This window comes from Novosphingobium sp. THN1 (assembly GCF_003454795.1).
In the GTDB taxonomy this organism is placed as follows: Bacteria; Pseudomonadota; Alphaproteobacteria; order Sphingomonadales; family Sphingomonadaceae; genus Novosphingobium.
This window is the reverse complement of the sequence record NZ_CP028348.1, coordinates 314,958-338,092: the sequence shown is the minus strand read 5'-3', so window position 1 is coordinate 338,092 and position 23,135 is coordinate 314,958. Positions and strand designations below refer to the sequence as shown.

At 64.5% G+C, this 23,135-nt stretch carries 24 protein-coding genes; 13 read left to right on the top strand and 11 right to left on the bottom strand.

Annotation, left to right across the window (positions count from 1 at the left end):
* The first annotated feature begins 71 nt into the window (after positions 1-71).
* The 4 genes from C7W88_RS18655 to arsB are packed head-to-tail and all read left to right on the top strand — an operon-like array spanning position 72 to position 2,459.
* A complete protein-coding gene (locus C7W88_RS18655) occupies positions 72-416 on the top strand; it encodes a helix-turn-helix transcriptional regulator (RefSeq protein WP_118075066.1) in 345 nt (114 codons plus the stop codon).
* On the top strand, positions 413-889 hold the full coding sequence (locus C7W88_RS18650) for an ArsI/CadI family heavy metal resistance metalloenzyme (RefSeq protein WP_118075065.1): 477 nt from the start codon (positions 413-415) through the stop codon (positions 887-889). The genes C7W88_RS18655 and C7W88_RS18650 overlap by 4 nt, the downstream gene beginning before the upstream one ends.
* Positions 889-1,395 carry an arsenate reductase ArsC gene (locus tag C7W88_RS18645; RefSeq protein WP_118075871.1) on the top strand — a complete coding sequence of 169 codons (507 nt, stop codon included), beginning with the start codon at positions 889-891 and terminating at the stop codon, positions 1,393-1,395. The genes C7W88_RS18650 and C7W88_RS18645 overlap by 1 nt, the downstream gene beginning before the upstream one ends.
* Positions 1,395-2,459, top strand: a complete 1,065-nt coding sequence (gene arsB / locus C7W88_RS18640) for an ACR3 family arsenite efflux transporter (RefSeq protein WP_305036992.1) — start codon at positions 1,395-1,397, stop codon at positions 2,457-2,459. Before C7W88_RS18645 ends, arsB begins: the two co-directional genes overlap by 1 nt.
* Positions 2,460-2,472: 13 nt before the next feature.
* On the opposite strand, the gene C7W88_RS18635 is transcribed toward arsB, so the two are convergent.
* The 5 genes from C7W88_RS18635 to C7W88_RS18615 form a co-directional block, all read right to left on the bottom strand.
* Positions 2,473-2,901: a nuclear transport factor 2 family protein gene (locus C7W88_RS18635; RefSeq protein WP_118075064.1), complete on the bottom strand. Its 429-nt coding sequence runs from the start codon at positions 2,899-2,901 to the stop codon at positions 2,473-2,475.
* 105 nt (positions 2,902-3,006) lie between these two features.
* Positions 3,007-3,357 (bottom strand): Rieske (2Fe-2S) protein, encoded by a 351-nt coding sequence (locus tag C7W88_RS18630; protein WP_118075063.1) that lies wholly within the window; start codon positions 3,355-3,357, stop codon positions 3,007-3,009.
* 15 nt (positions 3,358-3,372) lie between these two features.
* A complete protein-coding gene (locus tag C7W88_RS18625) occupies positions 3,373-3,897 on the bottom strand; it encodes a VOC family protein (protein WP_240345089.1) in 525 nt (174 codons plus the stop codon).
* Positions 3,897-4,634 (bottom strand): glucose 1-dehydrogenase, encoded by a 738-nt coding sequence (locus C7W88_RS18620; protein WP_118075062.1) that lies wholly within the window; start codon positions 4,632-4,634, stop codon positions 3,897-3,899. Before C7W88_RS18620 ends, C7W88_RS18625 begins: the two co-directional genes overlap by 1 nt.
* The gene (locus C7W88_RS18615; RefSeq protein WP_118075061.1) at positions 4,634-5,641 is read right to left on the bottom strand and encodes an NADP-dependent oxidoreductase; all 1,008 of its coding nucleotides are present in this window, start codon (positions 5,639-5,641) and stop codon (positions 4,634-4,636) included. The genes C7W88_RS18620 and C7W88_RS18615 overlap by 1 nt, the downstream gene beginning before the upstream one ends.
* Before the next feature lie 108 nt (positions 5,642-5,749).
* On the opposite strand from C7W88_RS18615, the gene C7W88_RS18610 reads away from it, so the two are divergent.
* Complete coding sequence (locus tag C7W88_RS18610; protein ID WP_118075060.1) at positions 5,750-6,169, top strand: nuclear transport factor 2 family protein; 420 nt, start codon at positions 5,750-5,752, stop codon at positions 6,167-6,169.
* 111 nt (positions 6,170-6,280) lie between these two features.
* The gene (locus tag C7W88_RS18605) at positions 6,281-7,714 is read left to right on the top strand and encodes a methyl-accepting chemotaxis protein (RefSeq protein WP_162896252.1); all 1,434 of its coding nucleotides are present in this window, start codon (positions 6,281-6,283) and stop codon (positions 7,712-7,714) included.
* Here the strand turns inward: C7W88_RS18605 and C7W88_RS18600 are convergent.
* Positions 7,711-8,118 (bottom strand): MarR family winged helix-turn-helix transcriptional regulator, encoded by a 408-nt coding sequence (locus C7W88_RS18600; RefSeq protein WP_118075058.1) that lies wholly within the window; start codon positions 8,116-8,118, stop codon positions 7,711-7,713. The two genes, C7W88_RS18605 and C7W88_RS18600, sit on opposite strands and share 4 nt — an antisense overlap.
* A 212-nt stretch (positions 8,119-8,330) precedes the next feature.
* Here C7W88_RS18600 and C7W88_RS18595 point away from each other — a divergent pair, with 212 nt between their 5' ends.
* Together C7W88_RS18595 and C7W88_RS24465 are read left to right on the top strand one after the other, a co-directional pair.
* A complete protein-coding gene (locus C7W88_RS18595; RefSeq protein WP_205525347.1) occupies positions 8,331-10,331 on the top strand; it encodes a TonB-dependent receptor in 2,001 nt (666 codons plus the stop codon).
* Complete coding sequence (locus C7W88_RS24465) at positions 10,328-10,903, top strand: TonB-dependent receptor domain-containing protein (protein WP_255418821.1); 576 nt, start codon at positions 10,328-10,330, stop codon at positions 10,901-10,903. The genes C7W88_RS18595 and C7W88_RS24465 overlap by 4 nt, the downstream gene beginning before the upstream one ends.
* 56 nt (positions 10,904-10,959) lie before the next feature.
* Here the strand turns inward: C7W88_RS24465 and C7W88_RS18585 are convergent, their stop codons facing one another.
* From C7W88_RS18585 to C7W88_RS18570, 4 genes are all read right to left on the bottom strand, one after another.
* Complete coding sequence (locus C7W88_RS18585; protein ID WP_118075867.1) at positions 10,960-11,880, bottom strand: formylglycine-generating enzyme family protein; 921 nt, start codon at positions 11,878-11,880, stop codon at positions 10,960-10,962.
* Positions 11,881-11,971: 91 nt separating this feature from the next.
* The gene (locus C7W88_RS18580; RefSeq protein ID WP_118075055.1) at positions 11,972-13,738 is read right to left on the bottom strand and encodes a sulfatase; all 1,767 of its coding nucleotides are present in this window, start codon (positions 13,736-13,738) and stop codon (positions 11,972-11,974) included.
* 147 nt (positions 13,739-13,885) lie between these two features.
* Positions 13,886-14,929 (bottom strand): LacI family DNA-binding transcriptional regulator, encoded by a 1,044-nt coding sequence (locus C7W88_RS18575; protein ID WP_118075054.1) that lies wholly within the window; start codon positions 14,927-14,929, stop codon positions 13,886-13,888.
* Between the two features lie 54 nt (positions 14,930-14,983).
* Positions 14,984-15,883: a hypothetical protein gene (locus tag C7W88_RS18570; RefSeq protein WP_162896251.1), complete on the bottom strand. Its 900-nt coding sequence runs from the start codon at positions 15,881-15,883 to the stop codon at positions 14,984-14,986.
* Between the two features lie 58 nt (positions 15,884-15,941).
* Here C7W88_RS18570 and C7W88_RS18565 point away from each other — a divergent pair, with 58 nt between their 5' ends.
* On the top strand, positions 15,942-17,276 hold the full coding sequence (locus C7W88_RS18565; RefSeq protein WP_118075052.1) for an SLC13 family permease: 1,335 nt from the start codon (positions 15,942-15,944) through the stop codon (positions 17,274-17,276).
* Here C7W88_RS18565 and C7W88_RS18560 read toward each other — a convergent pair.
* Positions 17,245-18,201 (bottom strand): hydrogen peroxide-inducible genes activator, encoded by a 957-nt coding sequence (locus C7W88_RS18560; protein WP_118075051.1) that lies wholly within the window; start codon positions 18,199-18,201, stop codon positions 17,245-17,247. The two genes, C7W88_RS18565 and C7W88_RS18560, sit on opposite strands and share 32 nt — an antisense overlap.
* 302 nt (positions 18,202-18,503) lie before the next feature.
* On the opposite strand from C7W88_RS18560, the gene C7W88_RS18555 reads away from it, so the two are divergent.
* From C7W88_RS18555 to C7W88_RS18540, 4 genes are all read left to right on the top strand, one after another.
* Positions 18,504-19,040: a hypothetical protein gene (locus C7W88_RS18555; protein WP_162896250.1), complete on the top strand. Its 537-nt coding sequence runs from the start codon at positions 18,504-18,506 to the stop codon at positions 19,038-19,040.
* Between the two features lie 150 nt (positions 19,041-19,190).
* A complete protein-coding gene (otsB, locus tag C7W88_RS18550) occupies positions 19,191-19,874 on the top strand; it encodes a trehalose-phosphatase (RefSeq protein ID WP_240345088.1) in 684 nt (227 codons plus the stop codon).
* Positions 19,871-21,655 (top strand): glycoside hydrolase family 15 protein, encoded by a 1,785-nt coding sequence (locus C7W88_RS18545; RefSeq protein ID WP_118075049.1) that lies wholly within the window; start codon positions 19,871-19,873, stop codon positions 21,653-21,655. The genes otsB and C7W88_RS18545 overlap by 4 nt, the downstream gene beginning before the upstream one ends.
* The gene (locus C7W88_RS18540) at positions 21,652-23,034 is read left to right on the top strand and encodes a trehalose-6-phosphate synthase (protein ID WP_118075048.1); all 1,383 of its coding nucleotides are present in this window, start codon (positions 21,652-21,654) and stop codon (positions 23,032-23,034) included. Before C7W88_RS18545 ends, C7W88_RS18540 begins: the two co-directional genes overlap by 4 nt.
* The last annotated feature ends 101 nt before the right edge of the window (positions 23,035-23,135 follow it).

Sequence of the window (23,135 nt, the reverse complement as noted above, 5' to 3'; positions counted from 1 at the left end):
CCTTTTCGTTTGCGGTTGCGGCAGGCATTGTTTCGACTATTATAGAAATATCGAATCGAAGGGGCGTGCGGGTGGAATCAGCAGCGGTCGTTCGCGCCCTTGGCGCGCTGGCGCAGGAGCATCGGCTGGCGGCGTTCCGGCTGCTGGTGCAGGCCGGGCCTGACGGGCTGGCCGCAGGCGCGCTGGCCGAAGCGCTGGACATTGCGCCGTCCTCGCTCAGCTTTCATATCGCCCAGCTCGCCAATGCCGGGCTGGTCGGGCAACGACGGCAGGGCCGGTCGATCCTCTACTCCGCCGATTATGGGGCGATGGCCGCCGTCATGGGCTTTCTGACCGAGAACTGCTGTGGCGGCGCAGCCTGCGTGCCTGCCATCGATTGCCATCCTTCAAGCTCAACCGAAAAGGACGTCGCATGAAGCGCTTCCATGTTCACGTCGGCGTCGCCGACCTCGATGCCTCGATCGCTTTCTATTCCGGCCTGTTCGGCGCCGAGCCGACCGTGACCAAGGCCGATTACGCCAAGTGGATGCTGGAGGACCCGCGCATCAACTTTGCCATCTCGTGCAAGGACGGGGCGGCAAAGGGGATCGAACACATCGGCCTGCAAGTGGAAAGTGCCGGAGAGCTGGCCGAAGTCTATGGGCGGCTGGCCAATGCCAAGGGACCGGTCATCGCGGAAGGCGCGACGACCTGCTGCTACGCCAAGTCGGAGAAGAGCTGGATCGCCGATCCCGATGGCGTGATCTGGGAGGCTTTCCTGACCGAAGGTGAAAGCACGGTCTATGGCGAGAGCCCGGACTTTGCGCCGCTCGCTTCGGCCCATGCCTCGGACACGGCGTGCTGCGCCCCGAAGGTTGCCGCCCCGGCAGCGAAGGCGGGGTGCTGCTGATGAGCGATCGTCCGTTTTCGATACTGGTGCTGTGCACCGGCAATTCGGCGCGCTCGATTCTGGGGGAAGCGATGCTTGGCACCATGGGGGCGGGGCGGATCGTTTCTCACAGTGCCGGCAGCATGCCCAAGGGCGTGCCGCATCGCGGCGCGCTGCGGCTGCTGGTGCGCAAGGGCATCGACGTGGCGCCGTTCCGGTCGAAAAGCTGGAACGAATTTACCGGGCCGGACGCGCCGCCGATCGATCTGGCCATCACGGTCTGCGGCAATGCCGCGGGCGAGGCCTGCCCGGTGTTCATGGGTGCGCCGCTGAAGGCGCACTGGGGCTTGCCCGATCCGGCTGACGTTGAGGGTGGCGAGGCGGAAGTGGACGCCGCGTTCGAGCAGACCTGGGCCTGGCTGGAAATGCGCGTGGCCGCGTTGCTCGCCCTGCCATTCGAAACGATGGAGCCAGCCGAATTGCTGGCTGAGCTTGCCCGGATCGGGCAGATGGAAGGAGCTGCCTGATGGCGACGATTGCAGCAATGGCGCCTGAACGCCCGCGCCTGTCGTTCCTCGATCGCTGGCTTACGCTGTGGATCTTCGCCGCGATGGCGCTGGGCATTGCGCTGGGCAGTTTCGTGCCGGCGGTGCCGCAGGCGCTGGGGGCGATGACGGTCGGTTCGACCAGCATCCCGATTGCCATCGGCCTGATCCTGATGATGTTCCCGCCGCTGGCCAAGGTGCGCTACGAGGAACTGGGCGAGGTGTTCCGGGATCGCCGGATCCTTGCTGTGTCGTTCGGTCTGTGCTGGATCGTGGCGCCGGCGTTCATGTTCGCGCTCGCCGCGCTGCTGCTGCCGAACGATCCGGAATACATGACCGGGCTGATCCTGATCGGCATCGCGCCGTGCATCGCCATGGTGCTGGTGTGGAACCAGCTGGCGGGGGGAAGCCCGGAGTACGTGACCGGCCTTGTCGCGTTCAACTCGCTGTTCCAGATCCTGTTCTATGTGCCCTATGCCTGGTTCTACCTGACGTTCCTGCCGCCGGTTTTCGGCCTGGAAGGGCAAGTGGTGGACATCGACTTCGCGATGATCGCCAAGGCGGTGGTGACCTACCTCGGCGTGCCGTTCCTTGCAGGCTTCGTGGTGCGCAAGGTGCTGGTCGGGGCGCGGGGGCGTGACTGGTACGAGGGGCATTTCGTGCCGGCGATCAGCCCGCTGACGCTGGCGGCGCTGCTGTTCACCATCGTGGCGATGTTCAGCCTCAAAGGCGGGGAGATCCTGGCGCTGCCGTTCGATGCGCTGAAGGTGGGGCTGCCGCTGGTGGTGTTCTTCGTGGTGATGTTCGTGGCCGCGTTTGCCGCGGGCCGGGCAATGGGTGCGGGTTACGAGCGCACGGCCTCGCTGGCGTTCACAGCGGCGTCGAACAATTTCGAGCTGGCGATTGCCGTGGCGATTGCCGCGTTCGGCCTTGCCTCGCCGGTGGCCTTTGCGGCCGTGATCGGGCCGCTGGTGGAGGTGCCGGTGCTGATTGCGCTGGTCAATCTGGCGCTGTGGTTCAAGGGTGCGTGGTTCCGCGCACCCTGAACCGTGCTGCCGCTCAGCAGCCCTTGGGGGCGTGCTGGCGGTGGATGTTGCGGAACGAGCGGCTCTTGAACAGCCACTTGCCGTCGATCTTGACGCAAGTGTCTTCATAGACGCCGCGATCGCGCATGGTGATGCCGTTCTGGTCATAGACCTCGGCGGTGTAGCTGCGCATCGTGGCGGTATCGCCGCTGACTTCGATCGACCCCGGCCAGGCTTCGAACATGATGCCGGGGTAGTTCTTCATCGCCTCGATCCACATTGCCTTGATCGCGGCGCGGCCACGGGTGGTGCCAAGTTCGGGGTAATCGGGCAGCGACCATTCGGCATCCTCTGCCCAGGTCGCGGCCCAGTCATCGGCATCGACGCGGGTGACGGCGTCGGCATAAGTCTCGAGCAGTTCGCGGATGGCGAGGCGGTCTTCGGCGGGGCCGGTGAAGGGCATGGTGCTGTCTCTCCCGTTGGTTTGGTTGGGGAGAGACTAACGCGCCTGCGGGCAGGGTGAACCTGCGCTTTGAGCGAGTTCGGCCAGTGAATTCAGGCAGCGAGTTCAGATGACGACCGGGAGCTCGTCCATGCCGGGTGCCGCATCGGGAATGCACACTTCGATCTGCCCGCCTTCGACCCGGACGGGGAAGGTGCGCAGGTCCTTGTAGGCGCCGCCGATGCAGCGGCCCGTGGCCATTTCGAACCGCGCGCCGTGCAGCGGGCACATCACCGCACCGCGCCGGATGCGGCCGGTGGAGATGAGCGCCGCCTGATGGGTGCAGCGATCGTTGACGGCGAACAGGCCGCCTTCGGTCTTCGCGACGAGGACGTGCCAGCCCGCGATCTTCGTGGCGACCTTGCCCTCTGCGGGGAATTCGGTTTCGGCAATCAGGCTGTGCCAGGTCTCGCTCAACGTCAGGTCCTCAAGTCATCCGGATGGTCTGGATCGGGTCAGTCCCCCGATAGTCCTCAGCCGCCTGCGCGACCATGGCGTAGAAATCAACCAGCGTTTTGGTGGGGCATAAAGTTCGGTGAACAGGCCCATCGTCGCCGTGGTGTCGGCAAAGGCGAAGACGAAGCCGTCGGTCATCTCGGCGCGCAGGGCGCAGGCTGCGCCGCGCGCGGCAAAGCGGGCAAGCTCGGCATCGACATCGTCGACGAACACCGCGACGTGGTGCATGCCCCAGCGGCCCGAACCTTCTGGGTAGAGATCGCGGAAAGGGGAGGGGCCGGGGTTGTTCTGAGCGACGAACTCGACCATCACATCGCCCCACTGGCCATAGGCAGAGCTATGATCCAGCTCGCGCTCCACCCCGCGATGCACGGCGCGGGCGAGGGGAATGTTGTCAGCCACAAAGAACGGGCCGGAGCCGAAGGCATCGTGATGGGCGCGCGCCGCGGCGCGGACGTCTTCCACGAAGAACGCCACCTGGCGGATCGGCAGCCCGCCCATCAGATCGAGGCGCCGCCATCGACGCGGAATTCGGCGCCGGTGGCAAAGGCGCTGGCATCGCTGGCGAGGAACACCGCCATTGCGGCGATTTCCTCCGGCTTGCCGAGGCGCCCCACCGGATGGACATCGACGAAGCTCTGGTAAAGCGCGTCCGGATCGTCGGACTGGGCCAGCACCTTGTCGATGATCGGGGTGTGGATCGCGCCGGGGTGGATCGAGTTGCAGCGGATGCCATAGCCCTTTTCGGCAAAGTGCAGGGCGCAGGACTTGGTCATCAGCGTCACCGCCGCCTTGGCCGCGTTGTAGGCGACGAGGTTGGACGAGGCCTTCACGCCCGAGAGCGAGGACATGTTGATGATCGAGCCGCCATGGGCCTTCATCTTCGGCAGGACGGCCTGCGTGCCCATGAACACGCCGAGCACGTCGATATCCAGTTCGTGGCGGAACTTGTCGAGCGTGATCTCCTCGATCGAGCCGAGCGTGGTGATTCCGGCGTTGTTGACCAGCACGTCGATGCGATCGAACGGGGCGAGCGCTTGCGCCCACGAGGCTTCCTGCGTCACGTCGAGATGGGCGAAACGCGCGCCGAGCTCGGCTGCGAGGGCTTCGCCACCGGCAACGTCGATGTCGGCGATGATGACCGACGCGCCTTCGTCGGCATAGGCGCGGGCGATGGCTTCGCCCAGGCCCGATGCGCCGCCGGTGACGAAGGCGATCTTTCCGGCGAGCGCGGCCATCAGATCAGCACAAGAGTCTTGCCGGTGGTCTTGCCGCTCATCAGTTCGATGAAGGCTTCCGGCAGCTTCTCGATGCCCGAACGCACGTTTTCGAGCGGCTTGAGCTTGCCCTCGGCGAAGAGGCGATCGAGCATGGCCTGCGCTTCGCCGAGGACTTCGGGGTGATCGTAGGTGATGAAGCCGCGCATGGTCAGGCGGTTGACCACCAGCTGCCACAAGTTGCGGTTGCCGTGGGGATTATCGGCATCGTTGTATTGCGCGATCATGCCGCAGACGGCGATGCGGCCGTGCAGGCGCATCAGCGGCAGGATGGCGTCGAGCGTTTCACCGCCGACATTGTCGAAGTAGACATCGACGCCGTCCGGCGCTGCTGCCTTGATCGCTTCGGCCAGATCATCAACGGCGCGATAGTCGATCGCCACATCCGCGCCGAGGTCCTTGACGATCTGCGCCTTGGCCGGGCCACCGGCAAGGCCGATCACGCGGCACCCTGCGGCCTTGGCAAGCTGGACCACGGTGCTGCCGGTGGCGCCGGCGGCGGCGCTGACCACCACGGTTTCGCCGGCTTTCGCCTTGCCGATCTCGAACAGGCCGACCCATGCCGTGAGGCCGACAGGTCCGAGCGCGCCCATGTAATGCTGCAGCGGCACGCCGGGGGCCTGTTCAACCTTTTCGATGCCGAGCGCATCGGCGCCGACGACGTAGTATTCCGACCAGACCGCGAAAGTGCGCAGCAGGGTGCCGACCGGCCAGTCCGGGTTGTCCGATTCCACCACTTCGCCCAGCGACATGCCGTTGATCGGTGCGCCGAGCGCGACCGGTGGCAGGTAGCTGGGCCGATCATCGAGGAAGCCGCGGATCGCAGGATCGCACGAGCCGACGCGCATGCGCACGAGGATTTCCCCGGGGCCGGGCACGGGCCGATCGACCTCGACCAGCGCGAAGTCCTCGGGGACCGGGATACCGACGGGGCGGCGGGCGAGCGTGATCTGGCGTGTCCTCTCCATGGACCGACCTTAGCGGCGCCGCGGGCAAACGCATCGCTAGCCATATCGCTAGGTTTCCGCAGAAGTCGGCATGGGTGATCTTCGCGGCCAGATCGAGAGGATAAAATCATGACGATGACTGCGCAGGAAATGATCCAGTTCGTTGACGACCTCTATGCCGCGACCGGCGTGGGCGATTGGGACAAGGCGGCGTCGATGCTGACCGACGATTTCATCGTCAGCGAGGCGCCGGGCCTGCCGATGGAAGGCATCTATCGCGGCAAGAACGCGCTCAAGGAGCTGTACATCAAGGTCATGGGGCTGGTGGATGTTGCTGGTCTTAACCGTGTCGAGACGACGGCGGGCAAGGATCACGCGGTGACGATCCTGTCCTTCCAGTTCGCCGATCCCTCGCTGCCGCCGGCGGAACTGTGCGAAATGTTCCGCTTCCGCGATGGAAAGTGCTGCGAAATCAAGCCCTTCTATTTCGACCACGCGGTGTTCCGGGCTGCGGCGGAGCTGAAGGCGAAGGGGGCTGCGGTCAGCTGAGTCGCTGACCCGACCTGTCCCTTGGTGCATAGATGGATTCCCATAATCCGCCATTTCCGACCATTTCAGTCCGGTTAACTAGCCTGCAGCCAGCACCGGAAAGGAATGGACATGGTCGTCGCACGGGATCTGCAGGAACGCATCGGCTTCTACGAACTGGGCAGGAACGAAGGCAGCTTCAACCGGCTGGCGCGCTTCGTGGCGCGCACGGTGGATGGCGGGCTGGAGAAGTTCTACGACAAGCTTGGCGGCACCCCGGCGCTGGGCAAGTTCTTCTCCTCGTCAGACCGGGTGCGCCATGCCCGCAATGCGCAAGCCGACCACTGGATCAAGGTGTTCGAGGACGGGCTTGACCAGGCCTACCACGAGCGGGCGCTGACCATCGGCAATACCCACGCCCGGATCGGACTTGAGCCGAAGTGGTACATCGGCGGCTATGCGCTGATCCTCGAGCACATGATCGAGGCGATGGTGCTGCGCGGGGCAGGGCGGTTCTCCCCGGCGCGGCGGCGCATGGCGCAGGATCTGGTGGCACTGGTCAAGGTTTCCATGATCGACATGGACATCGCCCTTTCGACCTACTTCGAGATGGCCGAGAAGACCACGCGCGACATCGTGCTGGGCAAGATGGGCGTATCGCTGCGCGCACTGGCCGATGGGGACCTTTCGACCCGGATGAGCGACCTTCCGGAAAGCTTCCGCCAGGTCGAGGACGATTTCAACCGGGCGCTGGAGCGGCTTTCGTCCACCATTGGCCTCGTGGCTGACAGCAGCGACCACATTGCCACTTCGACCGACGAAATCCGCGCGGCGACCGAGAACCTCGCCTCGCGCACCGAACGGCAGGCCAACAACGTGCAGGATTGCGCGCGCGCCATCGACGAGCTGAGCGGGGGCCTCAACAAGACCTCACGGTCGATGGCCGACCTCAGGGTATCGGCGCGCGAGACCGAGAGCGAGGCGACGCAGGGCCGCGAGGCGGTGCGCGAGGCGATCAGCGCGATGGACGATGCCCAGCAGAGCGCGCAGGAGGTGGTCCAGATTGCCGAGATCATCGACGGCATCGCCTTCCAGACCAACCTGCTGGCGCTGAATGCGGGCGTCGAGGCGGCACGCGTGGGCGAGATGGGGCGCGGCTTTGCGGTCGTCGCCAACGAGGTGCGGGCGCTGGCGCAGCGCTCGTCCGAAGCGGCGGACAACATCAAGAAGCTGCTTTCGGCAAGTCGGGAGCAGGTGGATCGCGGCGCCGAACTGGTCAAGGGCACGGGCGGGATGCTCAACTCTATCATCGGCAAGGTAACCGAGATCAGCACGGGCGTAGTCGAAGCCGCGCAACTGACCGAGGAGCAGGCCGCCTATGCCCTGAAGGTCAACCAGGCGATCACCGAGATCGACCTTGCCACGCAGCAGAACGCCGCAATGGTGGAGCAGAGCGCTGCGGCAACGCGCAGCATGGCCACGACATCGGGCCGGCTGGCCACGGCAGTGGCGGTGTTCTCGGGGCACAACAGCCAGCCGGTGCGCGAACTGCGGCGGGTAGCCTAGCGGATCTGCCGGAGCGTTTCGAGGACGGCGCGGTAGGCGTCCTCGCCGATGGCGTCGGTAAGCAGGGCCTCGCCCTCGTGCGAGGCGGCGTGGATGCGGGGCATGATCGACAGGCCGTGGCCCGACAGGAACATGCCGATGGTCTTGCCCCTGCCGGGCCGGCGTTCAAGCAGGCCGCGATCGACAAGCCGCGAAACCATCGTCGCGATGTTGGAGCGCTGGATCTTGAGCATCTTGCCGATGGCGCTTTGCGTGATGCCGGGGTTTGCCTCGATGACCAGCAGGACCGCGGCATCGGGATGGCGCAAGCCGAGATCGCCATAGGAGGCGTTGACGGCGCGCAGGGCCAGATTTGCCGTCCGCACTAAGTGAAAGCCCAGCATGGGATCGAGCGGATGTTTCATGCCTGCTGCCTATCATCGCCGAGGCGGATTTGCATCACCAACCCGTCACATCAATTCTACCAAAAGTTGCTATTGACCATAACATGAAATCGGGCATACTCCCGATATCGCCGATGCTTTGACCGAAAGGCCGCGATCCGAAAAAATCGGAGCGTGCCGACAGGTGAAAAGCCTCAAGGTCTTAACCGGGCACGGCGTGGGAGGAGAGGATGATGAAACTGCTTCGCGCGGGCGCGAGCCTGCTTGCCCTGTCTTTGACCGGAACCGCCCTGGCGCAGGACGCCACCGAGGAAACGGCGCCGACCGTCGGCGAAATCGTCGTCACCGCGCAGTTCCGCGCCCAGAACCTTCAGGATACGCCGCTGGCGATCACGGCTGTCAGCGGCGAGCTGCTGCAGCAGCGCGGGCAGACGAACGTTTCGGAAATCGCGGCGCAGGCGCCCAACGTCACGCTCAAGCCGCAGGGCCAGGAACTCGGCCCCGGCATCATCGCCTTCATCCGCGGCGTCGGCCAGACCGACCCGAACTTCGCGCTCGAGCCGGGCGTGGGCATGTACATCGATGACGTGTACCTGCCGACGCTGACCGGATCGCTGCTCGACCTGACCGACCTTGACCGCGTGGAAGTGCTGCGCGGGCCGCAGGGCACGCTGGCCGGGCGCAACTCGCTGGGCGGTTCGATCAAGCTCTATTCCAAGAAGCCGGAAGGCAGCAACAGCGGTTCGATGGAGGCGACCTACGGGCGCTACAACCGCATCGACGTGCGCGGGTTGTTCGACCTGAAGCTGTCGGAAAACCTGTTCATGCGCGTGGCCGGCGTGACCAAGAACATCGACGGTTACGTCAAGCGGCTCGACTACAACCTGACCCATCCGGGCACGAACGTCCCGACCTTTGCCAAGGGCGCGAACCCGGTGCTGGGCAATGTCGGCGGCACGTCGTCGGTGGCGGGCAAGGTCTCGCTGCGCTGGCAGCCGACCGAGACGGTGGATATCAACCTTTCGGGCGATTACACGCGAGAGCGCAACGAGCCGGGCGCAAACGTGCTGCTCTATGCCAATACTTCGGCGGTGTTCGATGGCCCCAATGCGAGCTTCACCGGTGGCCGTCCGTTCCTGCAGGGCACCAATGGCGCGGGCATTCCGCTCAACTGCATGTTCGTGCCCAACGGAGTGAACAGCTGCGACACGATCACCGGATACGATCGCCGCTTCATCTCCTACGCGACGTATGCCGATCCGGCGCGGCCCGACAGCCAGATGCCCTACAAGCCGACGTTCACCGATCCCCATTCGGATCTGGACAACTACGGCGCGGCGCTGACCATCGACGTTGACGTTTCGGACCAGCTCAAGCTCAAGTCGATCACGTCATGGCGCCAGTATACCGCGGACTGGTCCTACGATTCCGACGGTTCGCCGATTGCCAACAACAACCTCAACCAGACCCAGAAGAACCGCCAGTGGAGCCAGGAGCTGCGCCTGTCGGGCAAGGTGCTGGACGACAAGCTCGACTTCACCGTGGGCGGTTTCTACTTCGACACGCGCGGCACCTTCACGGGCCGGATCAACCTGAACTATGCCGGGATCGACTTCCGCCACGGACCCGATCCGACGCCGGCCAAGAACAAGGCGATCTTCGCCAACTTCACCTATGCGCTGAGCGATGCTGCGAACCTGACCGGCGGCATCCGCCAGTCGTGGGACGAGAAGGACTATGGCTACGTCCGCAAGAATCCGGATGGAACCAATATCCAGGGCCCGTGCAACTTCTTCCTCGGCGCGCCGACTGCCGGCCCGACCGGGATCGGCAACCAGCCCAACTGCCTGCTGTTCGGGCTTGACGGCCTGACCGCGAAGTTCCGCGACAATCGCGTCGACTGGCGCGTGGCTGCGGACTATCGCTTCAGCCCCGAATTCCTGTTCTATGCCCAGGTGTCGACCGGCTATCGCGCCGGCGGCGTCAACCCGCGTCCGTTCTTCCCGAGCCAGGCGACCGCGTTCCGGCCCGAGACCATCACTGCCTATGAAGCCGGGTTCAAGTCCGACCTGTTCGATCGCAAGCTGCGCCTCAACGTCTCGGCGTTCTTCAACGATTACAAGAACATCATCCTGTCGAGCGTGAACTGCCTCGACCTTGCCACGGCGGGTCCGGGGGATCATCGCAGGCAACGCCGTGCCTGCGGCCTTCGAACGTCGGGTCCGCCCACGTGAAGGGCTTTGAAGTGGAGACGCTGATCCGGCCGATCGACAACTTCACGGTCGACGGTTCGCTCAGCTACCTCGATTTCCAGTACAAGAAGGTCGACACGCTCTCCACCGGCGTGACGCTGAACGACGTGACGCCTTATACGCCGAAGTGGAAGGCGGCGATCGGCGTGCAGTATGACATACCCGACCTGCTCAAGGGCATGGTCACGGTGCGCCTCGATGGTGCCTATCAATCGAAGATCTACACCGAAGCCGCCAATATCGACAGCCTGGCGGTGAGCAGCACGGTGCCGGCCAACAGCCCGGTCACGCCTTCGCCGTTCAGCAATGCCGGCGGCGGCGGGCCGATCACCACGCTGCGCCTGTCCAACCGGATCGACGGCTATTTCCTCGCCAATGCCCGGCTCGGCTGGCAATCGGAGGCCAAGGACTGGGGCATCACGCTGGAAGTGCAGAACCTGACCAACAAGTACTACTTCCTGACGCTGCTGCAGGAAGCGTTCGGTGCCGGCACGGCATCGGGACAGCCGGGCCGTCCGCGGACCTGGTCGGTTTCGGTCCGCCGTTCGTTCTGAGGGGGCGGCAGGGAGGCTGGCCGATACAGGCCAAGCCTCCCTCGCCTGCACATCTGTCAGGCAGGCGTCCTCACCACGCATCTGAAGCCGATGTGGGTGGTGGCGGTGTCGATCATTTCGGGGTGGCGTGCGGCCGGGCGATAGCGCTGGCAGTAGTTGGCGGCGCAGAGGTGCGAGCCACCCTTGATGACCTTGCGGCCGATGCGCACGCCGGGCTGGGCGGGGTCGAAGCTGTCCTTGAGCTTGCCGCCGCGCGGATTGCCGATGGCGCAGCAGGCAGACTTCTTGCCGCCTTTCAACGGCTTGTCGGTCCACCAGTCAGAGGTCCATTCCCAGGTGTTGCCGATCATGTCGAACAGGCCGTAGCCGTTGGGCGCGAAGGTGCGCACGGGCGAGGTGCGCTCCCAGCCATCGAGCAACTGGTTGGCGAAGGGGAATAGGCCCTGCCAGTAGTTGGCCATCATCCGGCCATCGGGCGCCAGTTCATCGCCCCAGGCGTAGTCCGCGCCTTCCAGACCGCCGCGTGCGGCAAATTCGAACTCGGCCTCGGTCGGCAGATCCTTGCCCGCCCACTTGGCGTAGGCTTGCGCATCGGCATAGGCGACGTGGACGACGGGATGGTCCTCGATCCCCGCGATCGAGCTGTCGGCCCCGAGGGGGTGCTTCCAGCATGCGCCGAAAGTGAAGTGCCACCAGTTGGCAGCATCGGCCATGTCCACCGGGCCTGAAGTCTTGTGGAAGACGAGCGATCCGGCGCGGGCCATTTCAGGCGGCATGCCGGGATAGTCCTTGGGATCGGGCGCGATCTCGGCGACGGTGACATATCCGGTGGCGGCGACGAACGCGGCGAACTGCGCGTTGGTTACAGGCGTCTCGTCAATGTGGAAGCTGTCCACCTTCACCCGGCGCAAGGGGGCTTCTTCGGGGTAGAAGCTTTCCGACCCCATGGTGAAAGTCCCGCCCTCGATCAGGCGCATGCCGGGGTACTTTTTGTTCATCCTGAATGTCTTAGTCAAAACGCGGGGAGATGGACAGGCCATCTCCCCAGGCTATCTGGCGCGGTGATGTTCAGTTCCTGCCCTTTGCCGCGGGGGGTAGGCTCTTCATGCCATGCTCGACGCTGTTGGTGCCCTGGCCGACGATGGGGGAGGGGATGAAGTTCTCACCCCGGTCATGCGCGGCCTGCTTGAAGCGGCTGTCGTTGACGATGGGGTCGAGCCGGTCCTCGCGGTTGGGTTCCACAAGCCATGCGTCGGGGAAGGGCGCAGCACCTGTGCCGTTGCGATTGCGCCGCACCGCGCCGATCGACTGGCGCTGGGTGTAGGGGATGACATGCTTGCCTTCAGTATTGGCGAGCTGATCGTAGAGCGCCTTGCGCAGTGCGATCTTGGCATCGAGGTACTTGGGGTCCTCGGCAAGGTTGTGCATCTCTTCCGGGTCAGCGGCGACATCGTAGAGCTCGTCTATGTCGTAGACGCCGTAATACTGAATGTATTTCAGGTTGCCGCGCTGGATCGCGAAAGTGCCGGGCGTCTGCGGGAAGGTCCATTCCCAGTAATACTCGTAGGTGAAGTCGGGCGCCTGCCAGTCCTTCGCCGCGACCTTGCCGGTGATCAGCGGCCACGCGCTCTTGCCTTCGAACTGCGCGGGCTTTGGCGCGCCGGCAAGATCGAGGAAGGTCGGCGCGAAATCGAGATTGCGGATGGCGCCGGTGTTGACGACGCCTGCCGGAACGGTGCCCGGTTCGTACATCACCAGCGGCACCTTGACCGAAGCCTCATAGGCGTTGCGCTTGTCGATCAGGCCGTGTTCGCCCACCTGGAAGCCGTTGTCCGAGGTGAACACGACCAAGGTGTCCTTCTCCAACCCCGCCTTCTTCAGGTACTGCATGATGCGGCCGACACTGTCGTCCACCGCCGACAGCGTGGCGTAGTAGTACTTGAGGTACTCGGTCATCGGCATGTCGGAATTGTAGTAGAAGTCGATGCCGTGCCAGGTGTTGCGCTGGTCATAGACCCAGCGTGGCTTGCCCTTGTAGTTCTCGGGCGTGTTGGCGGCGCTGGCGGGCAGCCTGAACTGGAAGTTGTCGTACTGGTGCGCATAGCGCGGCGGCGGCAGCGGATCGGAATGCACCGCCTTGTGGCTGAAATAGAGGAAGAACGGCTTCTTGGGGTCGCGCTCCTTGGACAGCCAGTTGACGGCATAGTCGGTCAGCTCGTCGGTGATGTAGCCCTGCTGGGGCACTTGCCTGCCATCGACGTTGTACTTGTGGACCACGCCCTTGGCGAACTGCGCATCGGGGATGCCGGTGTTCGGGTAATAATTGCCCTGCCCGCTGAAGCTCAGCCACTTGTCGAAGCCGGGGCGCGGCGAGGCGGTGTCGTTGCCCATGTGCCACTTGCCGAAGAACGCGGTCTGGTAGCCCTGGCCCTGGAGGTACTTGGGGAAGAAGGTCAGGCCTTCCTCGGACGAGTTGTTGTTGTCGACCACGCCGTGGTTGCGCGCGGTCATCCCGGTGAGGATCGTGGCGCGGCTCGGGCTGCACAGCGACGAGGTGACGCGGGTGTTGGGAAAATAGCTGCCGCCTGCTGCGAGGCGGTCGATGTTCGGCGTCTTGATGCCCGGTTGCAGGAAGCCGAGGCCGTCGAAGCGCAGGTCGTCAACAAGGATGAAGATGACGTTTCGGGGGCGCTGCTGTTGGGCAGGAGATGGGTCCACCGCAGCTTTCGTTGCAGGCGCAGGCTCGGCCAAGGCAGCCGGACAGCCGGAAGAAATGGCCACGATCGCTGCAGCCGCACCCAGAATGCGCTTCTGAAATTGCCTTGCGCGGTTCATGATACCTTGTCCTCTACCGATCAGCCTTGGTGCGTTCAGCAGCGGGGATGATCTGCCTGAGCGGCGCTGTCAAACCCAAAAAGGATAGCGCTGGTATTTTTGGTGGCGTCTGGTGTTTTGCCGTGCGGCGTCAGACTTGCGGTCCATTTACCTGAGGTGTCCGGTGAACATGCCTTCGGCCGGGTCATCAAGGCAGATCAGTTCGCCGCCGCCCGTCGAACCCCGAATGACTGTGTGAAAGGGGAATTCGTCTTCTGCCGTGGGTCTGCCAAGGGCCGCATCTACCGCAGCAGCCACGATTTCCTCGACCGGCTGGTGCACGGTCGTCAGCGCGGGATAGGATAGCCTGCTGTCTGCAGAGTTGTCGAACCCGGCGATCGCGAGGTCGTGGGGAATGCGGTAGCCAAGGTCCTGCGCCTTGGCCATTGCGCCCAGCGCGGTCAGGTCGTTGCCGGCGAAAATGGCGGTCGGTCGATCAGCCAGCGCGAGCAGTGCCTGCGCTGCCACGGCTCCGGACGGGAAGCTGAAATTGGTGCGGACAATCAGCCGTTCGTCGACCGGAATGCCAGCGCTGGAAAGTGCGTCAAGATAGCCCAGTCGGCGGTCGTCGGCAGGAAGGTGTTCGTCCGGCGGCGCAAGCATCGCGATCCGCCTGTGGCCCTGTGCGATCAGGTGCGCGGTCATCTCGCAGGCGGCCGCTCTGCCCGGCACCGGAATGCGGATGCCCGGCCCTTCCGTATTTGCCGCGATGCGCGCAAAGGGCACCTGAAGGTTGTGCAGCTTTTCCAGCAGCAGGGGATTGTTGGAGAAGGGCGGGGCGACGACGATGGCATCCGGATTGCAGGACAGCCGCAATACCGCTGCGCTGGCGAGGTTGCTGTCGAAGTCGCTGTCGAAATCGAGCGTCTCGATGATGGCATGGTAGCCGCGCCGGGCGCAGGCCTTGCTCATCGCGAGCATGGTGCGGGAGTAATAGCTGCCGTCCGCGTAAGGCATGAGCAGCGCCACGATGTAGGATTTGCCGCTTGCCAGCTGCCGCGCGGCCAGCGCCGGTCGGTAGTCTAGGGCCTCCATCGCCTCGGTGATGCGCTGCTTCAGGCGTGGACGCACCGTGTCGGCGCCGTTCAGCACCTTGGACACTGTCTTGATGGATACGCCTGCTTTGGCGGCGACATCGGCGATGGTGGACATGGCCGCTAGTCCGTCACATTTCCGCAGCCTGTCAAGCTTTGCCGATTGGTGGGGTCAGTTGTCCCAGTCCGCGAGGGTTTCGCCGGTGGTTGCGTCTTCCAGGACGATCCTGCCGAATTCGACCGCGAGTGCGCAGATGGGCGGCTGGCTCGGCACCTTGTTCGTGCAATGCACCGGCTGGCCATCGGCGTAGCCGGTGATCCGTCCAGCGATCCTGACCTGAAAGGCGCGGGGTGCCGCCTCTTCGTCCTTGGGCAGCTTTGCCGTGTAGGCATAGGGGCGCCTGGCCCTGAGCAGCGTGCGGGGGGCGTCGGACGAGAAGTACTGCACCAGTGCCAGTGTGCGCTCTGGTCCGGCCTCGACCGGGGCAGTGGCCTTGTCCTTGGCAGTGCCGGCCTCATCCGCAGTGTCTGGCGCGTCGGTGACCTTCGCGGTTTGCGGGCACTTTTCCGAGCGCGTCCATGGTCGTTCGATCCAGAATCCCTCGGCCGTTTCGAAGGCCTGGCCATTGGCCAGCGCTGTGAAGAGGGGCTCTGCCGCCCAGTTCTGCCGGTTGAAGGTTACCCGCAGGACGCGCGATGACGGGTCAAGCCGCCACGAACCCCACGCACCGGTTGTGCCGTCCGCGCAGGCGATCGGCATGGTCAGTTCGAAGCTTCGGTTTGCCAGTTCGAGGTTCGATTGCGGCAGGGGATTGCCGGCGGCGACCTCGTCTGCCGCTGCTGCAACGGCGGCGAGGATTTCTGCACGGCCCACTGTGGAAAGCGCCTTGGGCGCGGGCGTCGGCAAAGCCTTGATGGCGGCATCGGGCGCAGAGGATGCCTGCGGTTGCGGATCGGATTGCTGGCACCCGGCGAGCACAAGCAAGGCCGGGGCGGGCAAGGCTGTCAGCGCCAGCGTCCGGGTTACCAACCGAGTGGCCGACCATCCTGTACTGCGACATGCCCTTATCATCGCCAAGACCTAGCACCGATTGTCGGCAAGGTCATCTATCGGTAAGAGCTGAATAATCATGACGATCGAGCAAATTCTGACCCTGGTGGTCCTCGTCAGTGTCGTCATCGCGCTGATTGCCGATCGGATGCGGGCCGATGTCATCGCGCTGAGCGGTGCTGCCATCCTGCTGGTGACAGGCGCCGTGCGCCCCAGCGAGGTTCAGGGCGCCTTTGCCAGCCCCGCCATTCTCACGCTCGCATCGCTGTTCGTGATTGCCTATGCGATGGAGCTTTCGGGGCTGCTCGACAAGGCCATCGAGAAAGCCGTGGTACTCTGCCGCAGGACCGGGGCGGCGGGGTTGTGGGGACTTATCGGCATGTCCGGCTTCGGCTCGGCCTTCCTCAACAACACGCCGATCGTGGTGGTTGCGGCGCCCGTCATCAGGGATGTGGCAAGATCCATCGGGCTCGATCCGCGACGCTTCCTGATGCCGCTGTCCTATGTTGCCGTGCTTGGCGGCAGTTGCACGCTGATCGGCACATCCACCAATCTGCTGGTCGACGACATGGCGCGCTCGTCCGGGCAAGCGCCGTTCGGCATATTCGAGATCACCCCGGTCGGGCTGGCCATGGCGGTGGTGGGCGGCCTTTATCTCGTGCTGTTTACCGGCAGGCTGGTCAAAGGCGCGCCTGCGCCTGTCGAGGAGCCTGACAAGACCGCGTCCCGGGCCGATGTCGAACGCCATTCCGTCAGCCACGTGGATGTTGCGGGAGACTCCTTGGAGGACACCAAGGTCTATGCCGAGGTCCGTGAATTCCGGCCGAGGATGGCGCTCATTTCCGTGGCAGTGTTCATTGGCGTGATTGCCGTGGCGGCGATCAACCTCGTGCCGATTGCCGCAGCGGCCTTTGCCGGCGCGGTCCTGCTCATAGTGCTGCGCGTAATTTCACCCGATCAGGCCTATGCCGGATTGCGGCCGGAAATCCTGCTGCTGATCGCAGGGATGGTGGTGATCGGCATTGCCATGGAACAGACCGGCCTTGCCGCCGAAGTAACGCAGTGGATGATCGGTTCGGTCAACGGGGTCGGCCCGCTGACGGCGTTGATCCTGCTGTATGGCGCGACGCTGCTGCTGACCGAACTTCTGTCGAATGCGACTGTTGCGGTCCTGCTGACGCCGGTGGCAGTGGCACTGGCCGAGAGCCTTTCGGTCAGCCCGCGCCCGTTTCTGGTGACGATCATGATGGCGGCAAGCGCCGCTTTCGCCACGCCCTTCGGCTACCAGACCAACGTCCTCGTCTACCAGATGGGTGGCTACCGCTACATGGATTTCGTGAAGGTGGGCCTGCCGCTCAACCTGCTGACCTGGGCTGTGGCGGTCATGGCGATACACCACTACTTCCCGTTCTGACCGCTTTCGGGCCGGGTCTTGCCTCGGCCAGCAAGAGCTGTGCCTCACGCTGGATTGCCAGCGCGATCTCGTGGAAGCTTTCGGTGTAAACCGACCCAGCCCGCCATACCGCGGCGATCGAACGCTTTGCGGCCCAGTCCTTGATGGCCAGCGGCGTCACCACGTTGCGCCCGCCGACTTCGGAGCGCAGGTAGAGTTCGGGCAGGACGGCCAGGCCAAGCCCCGAAGCGCACATCTGGCACAAGCTGTCGAGGCTTGTCCCTTCGTAGTCGGTCAGCAGGGTTAGCCCCAGATCCTCGCAGATTTCCTGGGTTTGCTGGTGAAAGGGATAGCGCGGATCGATGCCCAGCGCCTCGCTGCCGGCAAGATCGGCCCTGATCACGGACCTTCTTCCCGATAGGGGGTGTTCGGGCGGGGCAACCACCTGAAGTCGCTCCTCGAACAGCTTCTCGACGTGCAAGTCGGCACCGGCAGCCGGGATCGGGGTCAGCATGATATCCAGCGCACCGTGCCGAAGTTCGAGCAGGTGTTCGCTGGGAACGCCCTCGCGGATGTGAAGTCTTACTTGCGGCATCTGCTGCTTCAGCACGCCAATGATGCCGGGCAGGAGATAGGGGCCGATGGTCGGCGAAACGCCGAGGCTGATGGTGCCGATCAGCTTGCCGGCGCTTCTGCGGGCGCAGTCTTCAAGGTCGGTCATGTCGAGAAGAAGCCTGCGGGCGCGGGCGACGATTTCCCGGCCGACCGGCGTCAGGCGCACCGGAGTGACTCCGCGTTCGACCAGGGCAACGCCGAGATGCTCTTCCATCTTCTGCACCTGAAGGCTCAGCGTGGGTTGCGAGACGTGGAGGTTGGCCGCTGCCCTTCGGAAGTGCTGATAATCAGCGATTGCAACGAGATACTGCAATTGGCGGAAAGAGAGCATGAGACAGCCTGATTGTTAAAACCTATCAAAATCACCCGCTTCTTTCAATTGGACCTATTGCACGCAGCCATGCAAGGATTTTGTCAAAGTCCGGGCCGAAGTTCGGGACATCTCCCCGCGTGGCAGATGCGTGGAGGCTTGGCGCCATGCCGGCGCCGCTGTCCCACATGTCGCATCAGGCAAGGGAGGTAACCCGGCTCGCCAGCGATGCCGTTGCTTGCAGCCTCGTGCGCGAGGGTGGTGTGGCCTGCGGGAGCGAACCGGACGGACAGTGAAGTTTACAGCAAACAGGAGTACTTGAAGTGCGCGTTATATCTCTGGTTCTTGCAGCCGCCACTGCCCTGTCTCTTCCTGCAGCCGCATCGGCCCAAGCAGCCGCGACGGCGCCGGCAACGCCAAATCTGACGGTGGGCGCGATGATCTACGATCCGCAAGGTGGCGAAGTCGGCAAGATCGACAGCATGAGCGGCGATGCCATCGTTGTCGACACCGGAGCCCACAAGGCGACGCTGCCGAAGTCTGCCTTCGGGGTCGGTGCGAAGGGTCCGACGGTGACCATCACCAAGGCACAGATCGACGAACAGGTTGCAGCGGCAGCACAGAAGGCGGCTGCTGCGCTTGAGGCTGCGCTGGTGGTCGGTGCCGAAGTCAAGGGCAAGGCCGGTACTCCCGTAGGAACGATCAAGGAAGTAACCGCCGAAAAGGTGGTCATCGATCGCGAAGCCGGACCGGTGGCGCTCAACCGGAACGCGGTTGGCCTTGGTGCCCAAGGGCTGTTCATCACGCTGACTGCCGAGGAACTCGACGCCGCCGCCAAGCCTGCTGCGGCTGCTGGCTGATCGCAGGAACCAAATCTGCTGTGCCCGGGTTCGGAAGAGGCCGGGCGCAGCACCTTGCAGCCGGGACATTTCAGGAGACGCACAATCAATCTTACGGCACTGCCTTTATTGCCTCCGGCCGCCCTGGCTTTTCAGAACAGCACGCTTTTCTTGGACCTCGACGGAACGCTGTTCGAACTTGATGACTGTCCCGATGCTGTTTGCGCCGATGCGCAGACCCGGGTTCTGCTCGACGCGCTGCTCGACCGGTTGGACGGCAGGCTTGCGGTGGTCAGCGGGCGCTCCCTGGCTCAGATCGACGAGATGCTGGGCGCGGTCAGCCGGGAGATCTGGATTTCAGGCAGCCACGGGGGCGAACATCGCTGGGGCGGTGTGACGACAAGTCCGCCCAGGCCCAGCGAACTTGATGATGTGGCCGCGCGGTTCTGGGCGTTCGCAGAGGAACACCCCGGCGTTCTGGTCGAGGAAAAGAGCCTTGGCGTTGCCCTGCATTACCGGATGATGCCGCAGGCCGAGGCGGACGCTGTCGCCCTCGCCACGGAACTGGCCGAAGATCACGGCCTGTTTCTTCAGCAAGGCAAGATGATGGCGGAATTGCGCGATGCAGGGTCGGACAAGGGTAGTGCCATCCGGGCGATGATGGCGCATCCTGACCTCGCCGGCACGACGCCGGTTTTTGCAGGCGACGACCTGACCGACGAGCCGGGCTTTGCCGCGGTTCGCGACCTTGGCGGGCAGGCCATTCTTGTCGGCGAGCCGCGCCCTACCGCGGCGCGTTATGGCCTGCGCTCTCCGGGCGAGCTGCGCGACTGGCTGTGGGAGGCGCTGGCATGACCGCGTCGCTCGATCTCTGGCCGATCGGCAATTGCCAGGTTTCCGCGCTGATCGACACCTCCGGCGATGTGGTCTGGGGATGCATTCCGCGCGTCGATGGCGATCCGTTCTTTTCCGCCCTGGTGGGTGGGGACGAGCCGGAAACGGGCCTTTGGGCGATCGATCTTGAAGACCGCGTGGAGACCACCCAGCGTTATCTGCGCAATACGCCGGTGCTCGTCACGCGGCATCGCGATGCCAATGGCGGCGAGATCGAGGTCATCGACTTCTGCCCCTATTTCCGGCGCAATGGCCGCACTTATCGTCCTGTTGCCTATGCGCGGATCGTGCGTCCGGTTGCCGGCAGCCCGCGCATCCGCATGCGCTTGCGGCCGACCTGCGGCTGGGGCGACGCTTGCGCTGTGACCATCGGCGGATCCAACCACATCCGCTTCCTGTCGCAAGTCATGACGATGCGGCTGACCACGTCCGCGCCGGTCGGGCTTGTGGCAGAGGAACGGGCCTTCCGGGTCGAGCAGGCGCAGTACTTCTTTCTCGGCCCGGACGAGAGCTTTTCGGGCAACCTTGCCGAGACGCTCGAACAGATGCTGGATGCGACCGTGGCAGAGTGGCGCCACTGGGTGCGGGGCCTGGCTACGCCGGTCGAATGGCAGGACGTGGTGATCCGTTCGGCGATCACGCTCAAGCTGTGCCAGCATGAGGAAACCGGCGCCATCGTCGCCGCGCTGACGACTTCGATCCCCGAACATGCCGGGTCGCAGCGCAACTGGGACTATCGCTATTGCTGGATCCGCGATGCCTATTACACGGTGCAGGCGCTCAACCGGCTGGGCGCGCTGGACGTGCTCGAAGGCTATCTCGCCTACTTGCGCAACATCGTCGACAATGCCCGCGGCGGCCATATCCAGCCGCTATACGGGGTGCTGGGCGAAGCAACGCTGGACGAAGGCGTGGCCGAGAAGCTTCCCGGCTATCGCGGCATGGGCCCGGTGCGGGTGGGCAACGCTGCCTATTCGCAGGTCCAGCACGATGCCTATGGCCAGATCGTCCTGTCCAACACGCAGGCGTTCCTTGACCAGCGCCTGTTGCGCATGTCGGGCCGCGCCGATTTCGAGGCGCTGGAGAAGGTGGGCGAGCGGGCATGGGAGCTGTTCGACAAGCCCGACGCAGGGCTGTGGGAACTGCGCACCCGGCAGTCGGTCCACACTTATTCGGCGGCGATGTGCTGGGCGGCCTGCGACCGGCTGGGCAATGCGGCGCAGGCCATCGGCCTTGATGACCGGGCGGCCTTCTGGGGTGAGCGCGCGGCCACGATCCGCGAGAGGATAGAGCGCGCCGCATGGCGGCCCGAGACCGAGCGGATGTCGGCCACCTTTTCGGGCGACGATCTGGATGCCAGCGTGATTCAGCTGCTCGACCTGCGTTTCCTGGCGCCGGACGATTCGCGCTTCGTCTCCACCCTGTCGGCGATCGAACAGGGCCTGCGGCGGGGGGCGCACATGCTGCGCTATGCCACCGAGGACGATTTCGGACTGCCGGAAACGGCCTTCAACGTCTGCACGTTCTGGCTGATCGAGGCCCTGCACCTGACCGGGCGCGGTGCCGAGGCGCGGGCGCTTTACGAAGAGATGCTCGGGCGCCGCACGCAATCGGGCCTGCTTTCCGAAGATATCGATCCGGCAAGCGGTGAACTGTGGGGCAACTACCCCCAAACCTACTCTCTGGTCGGCCTGATCAACTGTGCCGTCCTGCTGAGCAAACCCTGGAACAGCGTACGATGAGCAGGCTGATAGTCATTTCGAACCGGGTGAGTGCCGGTGGCGGCGCGCAAGGCGGGCTGGCCGTCGCGCTCTCGGCGGCCTTGCGCGAACATGGCGGCATCTGGTTCGGCTGGTCGGGCAAGGAGACGAGCGAGTTTACCGGTCATATCAACCTTGAGCGGGTCGACGGCGTCACCACGGCGACGGTGGATCTGGAAGAGCAGGACATCGAGGAATACTACGACGGCTACGCCAACCGTACGCTCTGGCCGCTGTTTCACTACCGCATCGATCTGGCCGAGTATGAACGCAGCTTCGCCGATGGCTACCGGCGCGCCAACGAGCGCTTTGCCGAGACCGCGCTGCCGCTGATCGAGCCGGATGATCTGGTGTGGGTGCAGGATTACCACATGTTCCCGCTCGGCAAGGAACTGCGGGATCGCGGCGTTGAAAACCGCATCGGCTTTTTCCTGCACATCCCCTGGCCACCGCGCCGTCTGCTGGCGACCTTGCCCGAGGCGCGCGCGCTGACCGAAAGCCTGCTCGCCTACGACCTGATCGGCTTCCACACCGATGAATGGCTGCAGTCCTTCGGCGATTATGTGTCGCACGAGATGGGCGGCACGATCGACGAGGATGGCTGGCTGACGGTGGGCGAGCGGCGCCTGCGGCTGATCGCCTGCCCGGTCGGCATCGACGCCAAGGAATTCGCCGCCCTTGCCGCGAGCGAGAAGGCAAGGGAAACCTACGAGCGGGTCCGCGTCAGTGCGGTCGGCCGCACGCTGATCGTCGGGGTGGACCGGCTGGATTATTCCAAGGGCCTCGAGGAGCGCTTCCTTGGCTATGAGCGGTTCCTGACCGAGCACCCTGAAGAGCGCAAGGGAGTGACTCTCCTGCAGATCGCGCCGCCCTCGCGCGGGACGGTCGACAGCTACCAGCGCATCCGCAGCACGCTGGAAGGGCTGGCGGGGCGCATCAACGGGGCGCATGCCGGGCTGGACTGGGTGCCGATCCGTTATGTCAACCAGGGCTATACGCGCGACATGCTGGCCGGGGTCTATCGCGCCAGCAAGGTGGGCCTGGTCACCCCGTTGCGCGATGGCATGAATCTGGTCGCCAAGGAGTATATCGCCGCGCAGGACCCAGATGATCCCGGCGTGCTGATCCTGTCACGCTTTGCCGGTGCGGCAGAGCAGATGCCCGAGGCGCTGCTGGTCAATCCGCATAGCGCGGAAGAGATATCGGACGCGCTGGGCCGCGCCATCACGATGCCACGCGAGGAAAGGATCCGGCGCTGGCAGACGCTGATGAACGGCGTTGAAGCGCAGGACGTGATGTGGTGGTCGAAGCGATTCACCGACGCGCTGGCACGGGCCTGTCATCAGGAACCTTGTTCATAAGGCCAATGCGACACGCGGCATGCCGGCCTGCGCCACAAACCGCCATCGGGGTTCGCATGTTTCAGCATGTGCGCGGGAGCTTGTTCGTCGCAGGTGCGTAT

Excerpts from the sequence above, each read along its gene's own strand:
- C7W88_RS18570 (WP_162896251.1), bottom strand. The coding sequence starts at position 15,883 with ATGATAAGGGCATGTCGCAGTACAGGATGGTCGGCCACTCGGTTGGTA.
- C7W88_RS18615 (WP_118075061.1), bottom strand. The coding sequence starts at position 5,641 with ATGGAGAGGACACGCCAGATCACGCTCGCCCGCCGCCCCGTCGGTATC.
- C7W88_RS18645 (WP_118075871.1), top strand. The coding sequence starts at position 889 with ATGAGCGATCGTCCGTTTTCGATACTGGTGCTGTGCACCGGCAATTCG.
- C7W88_RS18540 (WP_118075048.1), top strand. The coding sequence starts at position 21,652 with ATGAGCAGGCTGATAGTCATTTCGAACCGGGTGAGTGCCGGTGGCGGC.
- C7W88_RS18545 (WP_118075049.1), top strand. The coding sequence starts at position 19,871 with ATGACCGCGTCGCTCGATCTCTGGCCGATCGGCAATTGCCAGGTTTCC.
- C7W88_RS18605 (WP_162896252.1), top strand. The coding sequence starts at position 6,281 with ATGGTCGTCGCACGGGATCTGCAGGAACGCATCGGCTTCTACGAACTG.
- C7W88_RS18575 (WP_118075054.1), bottom strand. The coding sequence starts at position 14,929 with ATGTCCACCATCGCCGATGTCGCCGCCAAAGCAGGCGTATCCATCAAG.
- C7W88_RS18585 (WP_118075867.1), bottom strand. The coding sequence starts at position 11,880 with ATGCGCCTGATCGAGGGCGGGACTTTCACCATGGGGTCGGAAAGCTTC.
- C7W88_RS18560 (WP_118075051.1), bottom strand. The coding sequence starts at position 18,201 with ATGCTCTCTTTCCGCCAATTGCAGTATCTCGTTGCAATCGCTGATTAT.
- C7W88_RS18635 (WP_118075064.1), bottom strand. The coding sequence starts at position 2,901 with ATGCCCTTCACCGGCCCCGCCGAAGACCGCCTCGCCATCCGCGAACTG.
- arsB (WP_305036992.1), top strand. The coding sequence starts at position 1,395 with ATGGCGACGATTGCAGCAATGGCGCCTGAACGCCCGCGCCTGTCGTTC.
- C7W88_RS18595 (WP_205525347.1), top strand. The coding sequence starts at position 8,331 with ATGAAACTGCTTCGCGCGGGCGCGAGCCTGCTTGCCCTGTCTTTGACC.
- C7W88_RS18610 (WP_118075060.1), top strand. The coding sequence starts at position 5,750 with ATGACGATGACTGCGCAGGAAATGATCCAGTTCGTTGACGACCTCTAT.
- C7W88_RS18620 (WP_118075062.1), bottom strand. The coding sequence starts at position 4,634 with ATGGCCGCGCTCGCCGGAAAGATCGCCTTCGTCACCGGCGGCGCATCG.
- C7W88_RS18600 (WP_118075058.1), bottom strand. The coding sequence starts at position 8,118 with ATGAAACATCCGCTCGATCCCATGCTGGGCTTTCACTTAGTGCGGACG.
- C7W88_RS18580 (WP_118075055.1), bottom strand. The coding sequence starts at position 13,738 with ATGAACCGCGCAAGGCAATTTCAGAAGCGCATTCTGGGTGCGGCTGCA.
- C7W88_RS18650 (WP_118075065.1), top strand. The coding sequence starts at position 413 with ATGAAGCGCTTCCATGTTCACGTCGGCGTCGCCGACCTCGATGCCTCG.
- C7W88_RS18565 (WP_118075052.1), top strand. The coding sequence starts at position 15,942 with ATGACGATCGAGCAAATTCTGACCCTGGTGGTCCTCGTCAGTGTCGTC.
- C7W88_RS18625 (WP_240345089.1), bottom strand. The coding sequence starts at position 3,897 with ATGGGCGGGCTGCCGATCCGCCAGGTGGCGTTCTTCGTGGAAGACGTC.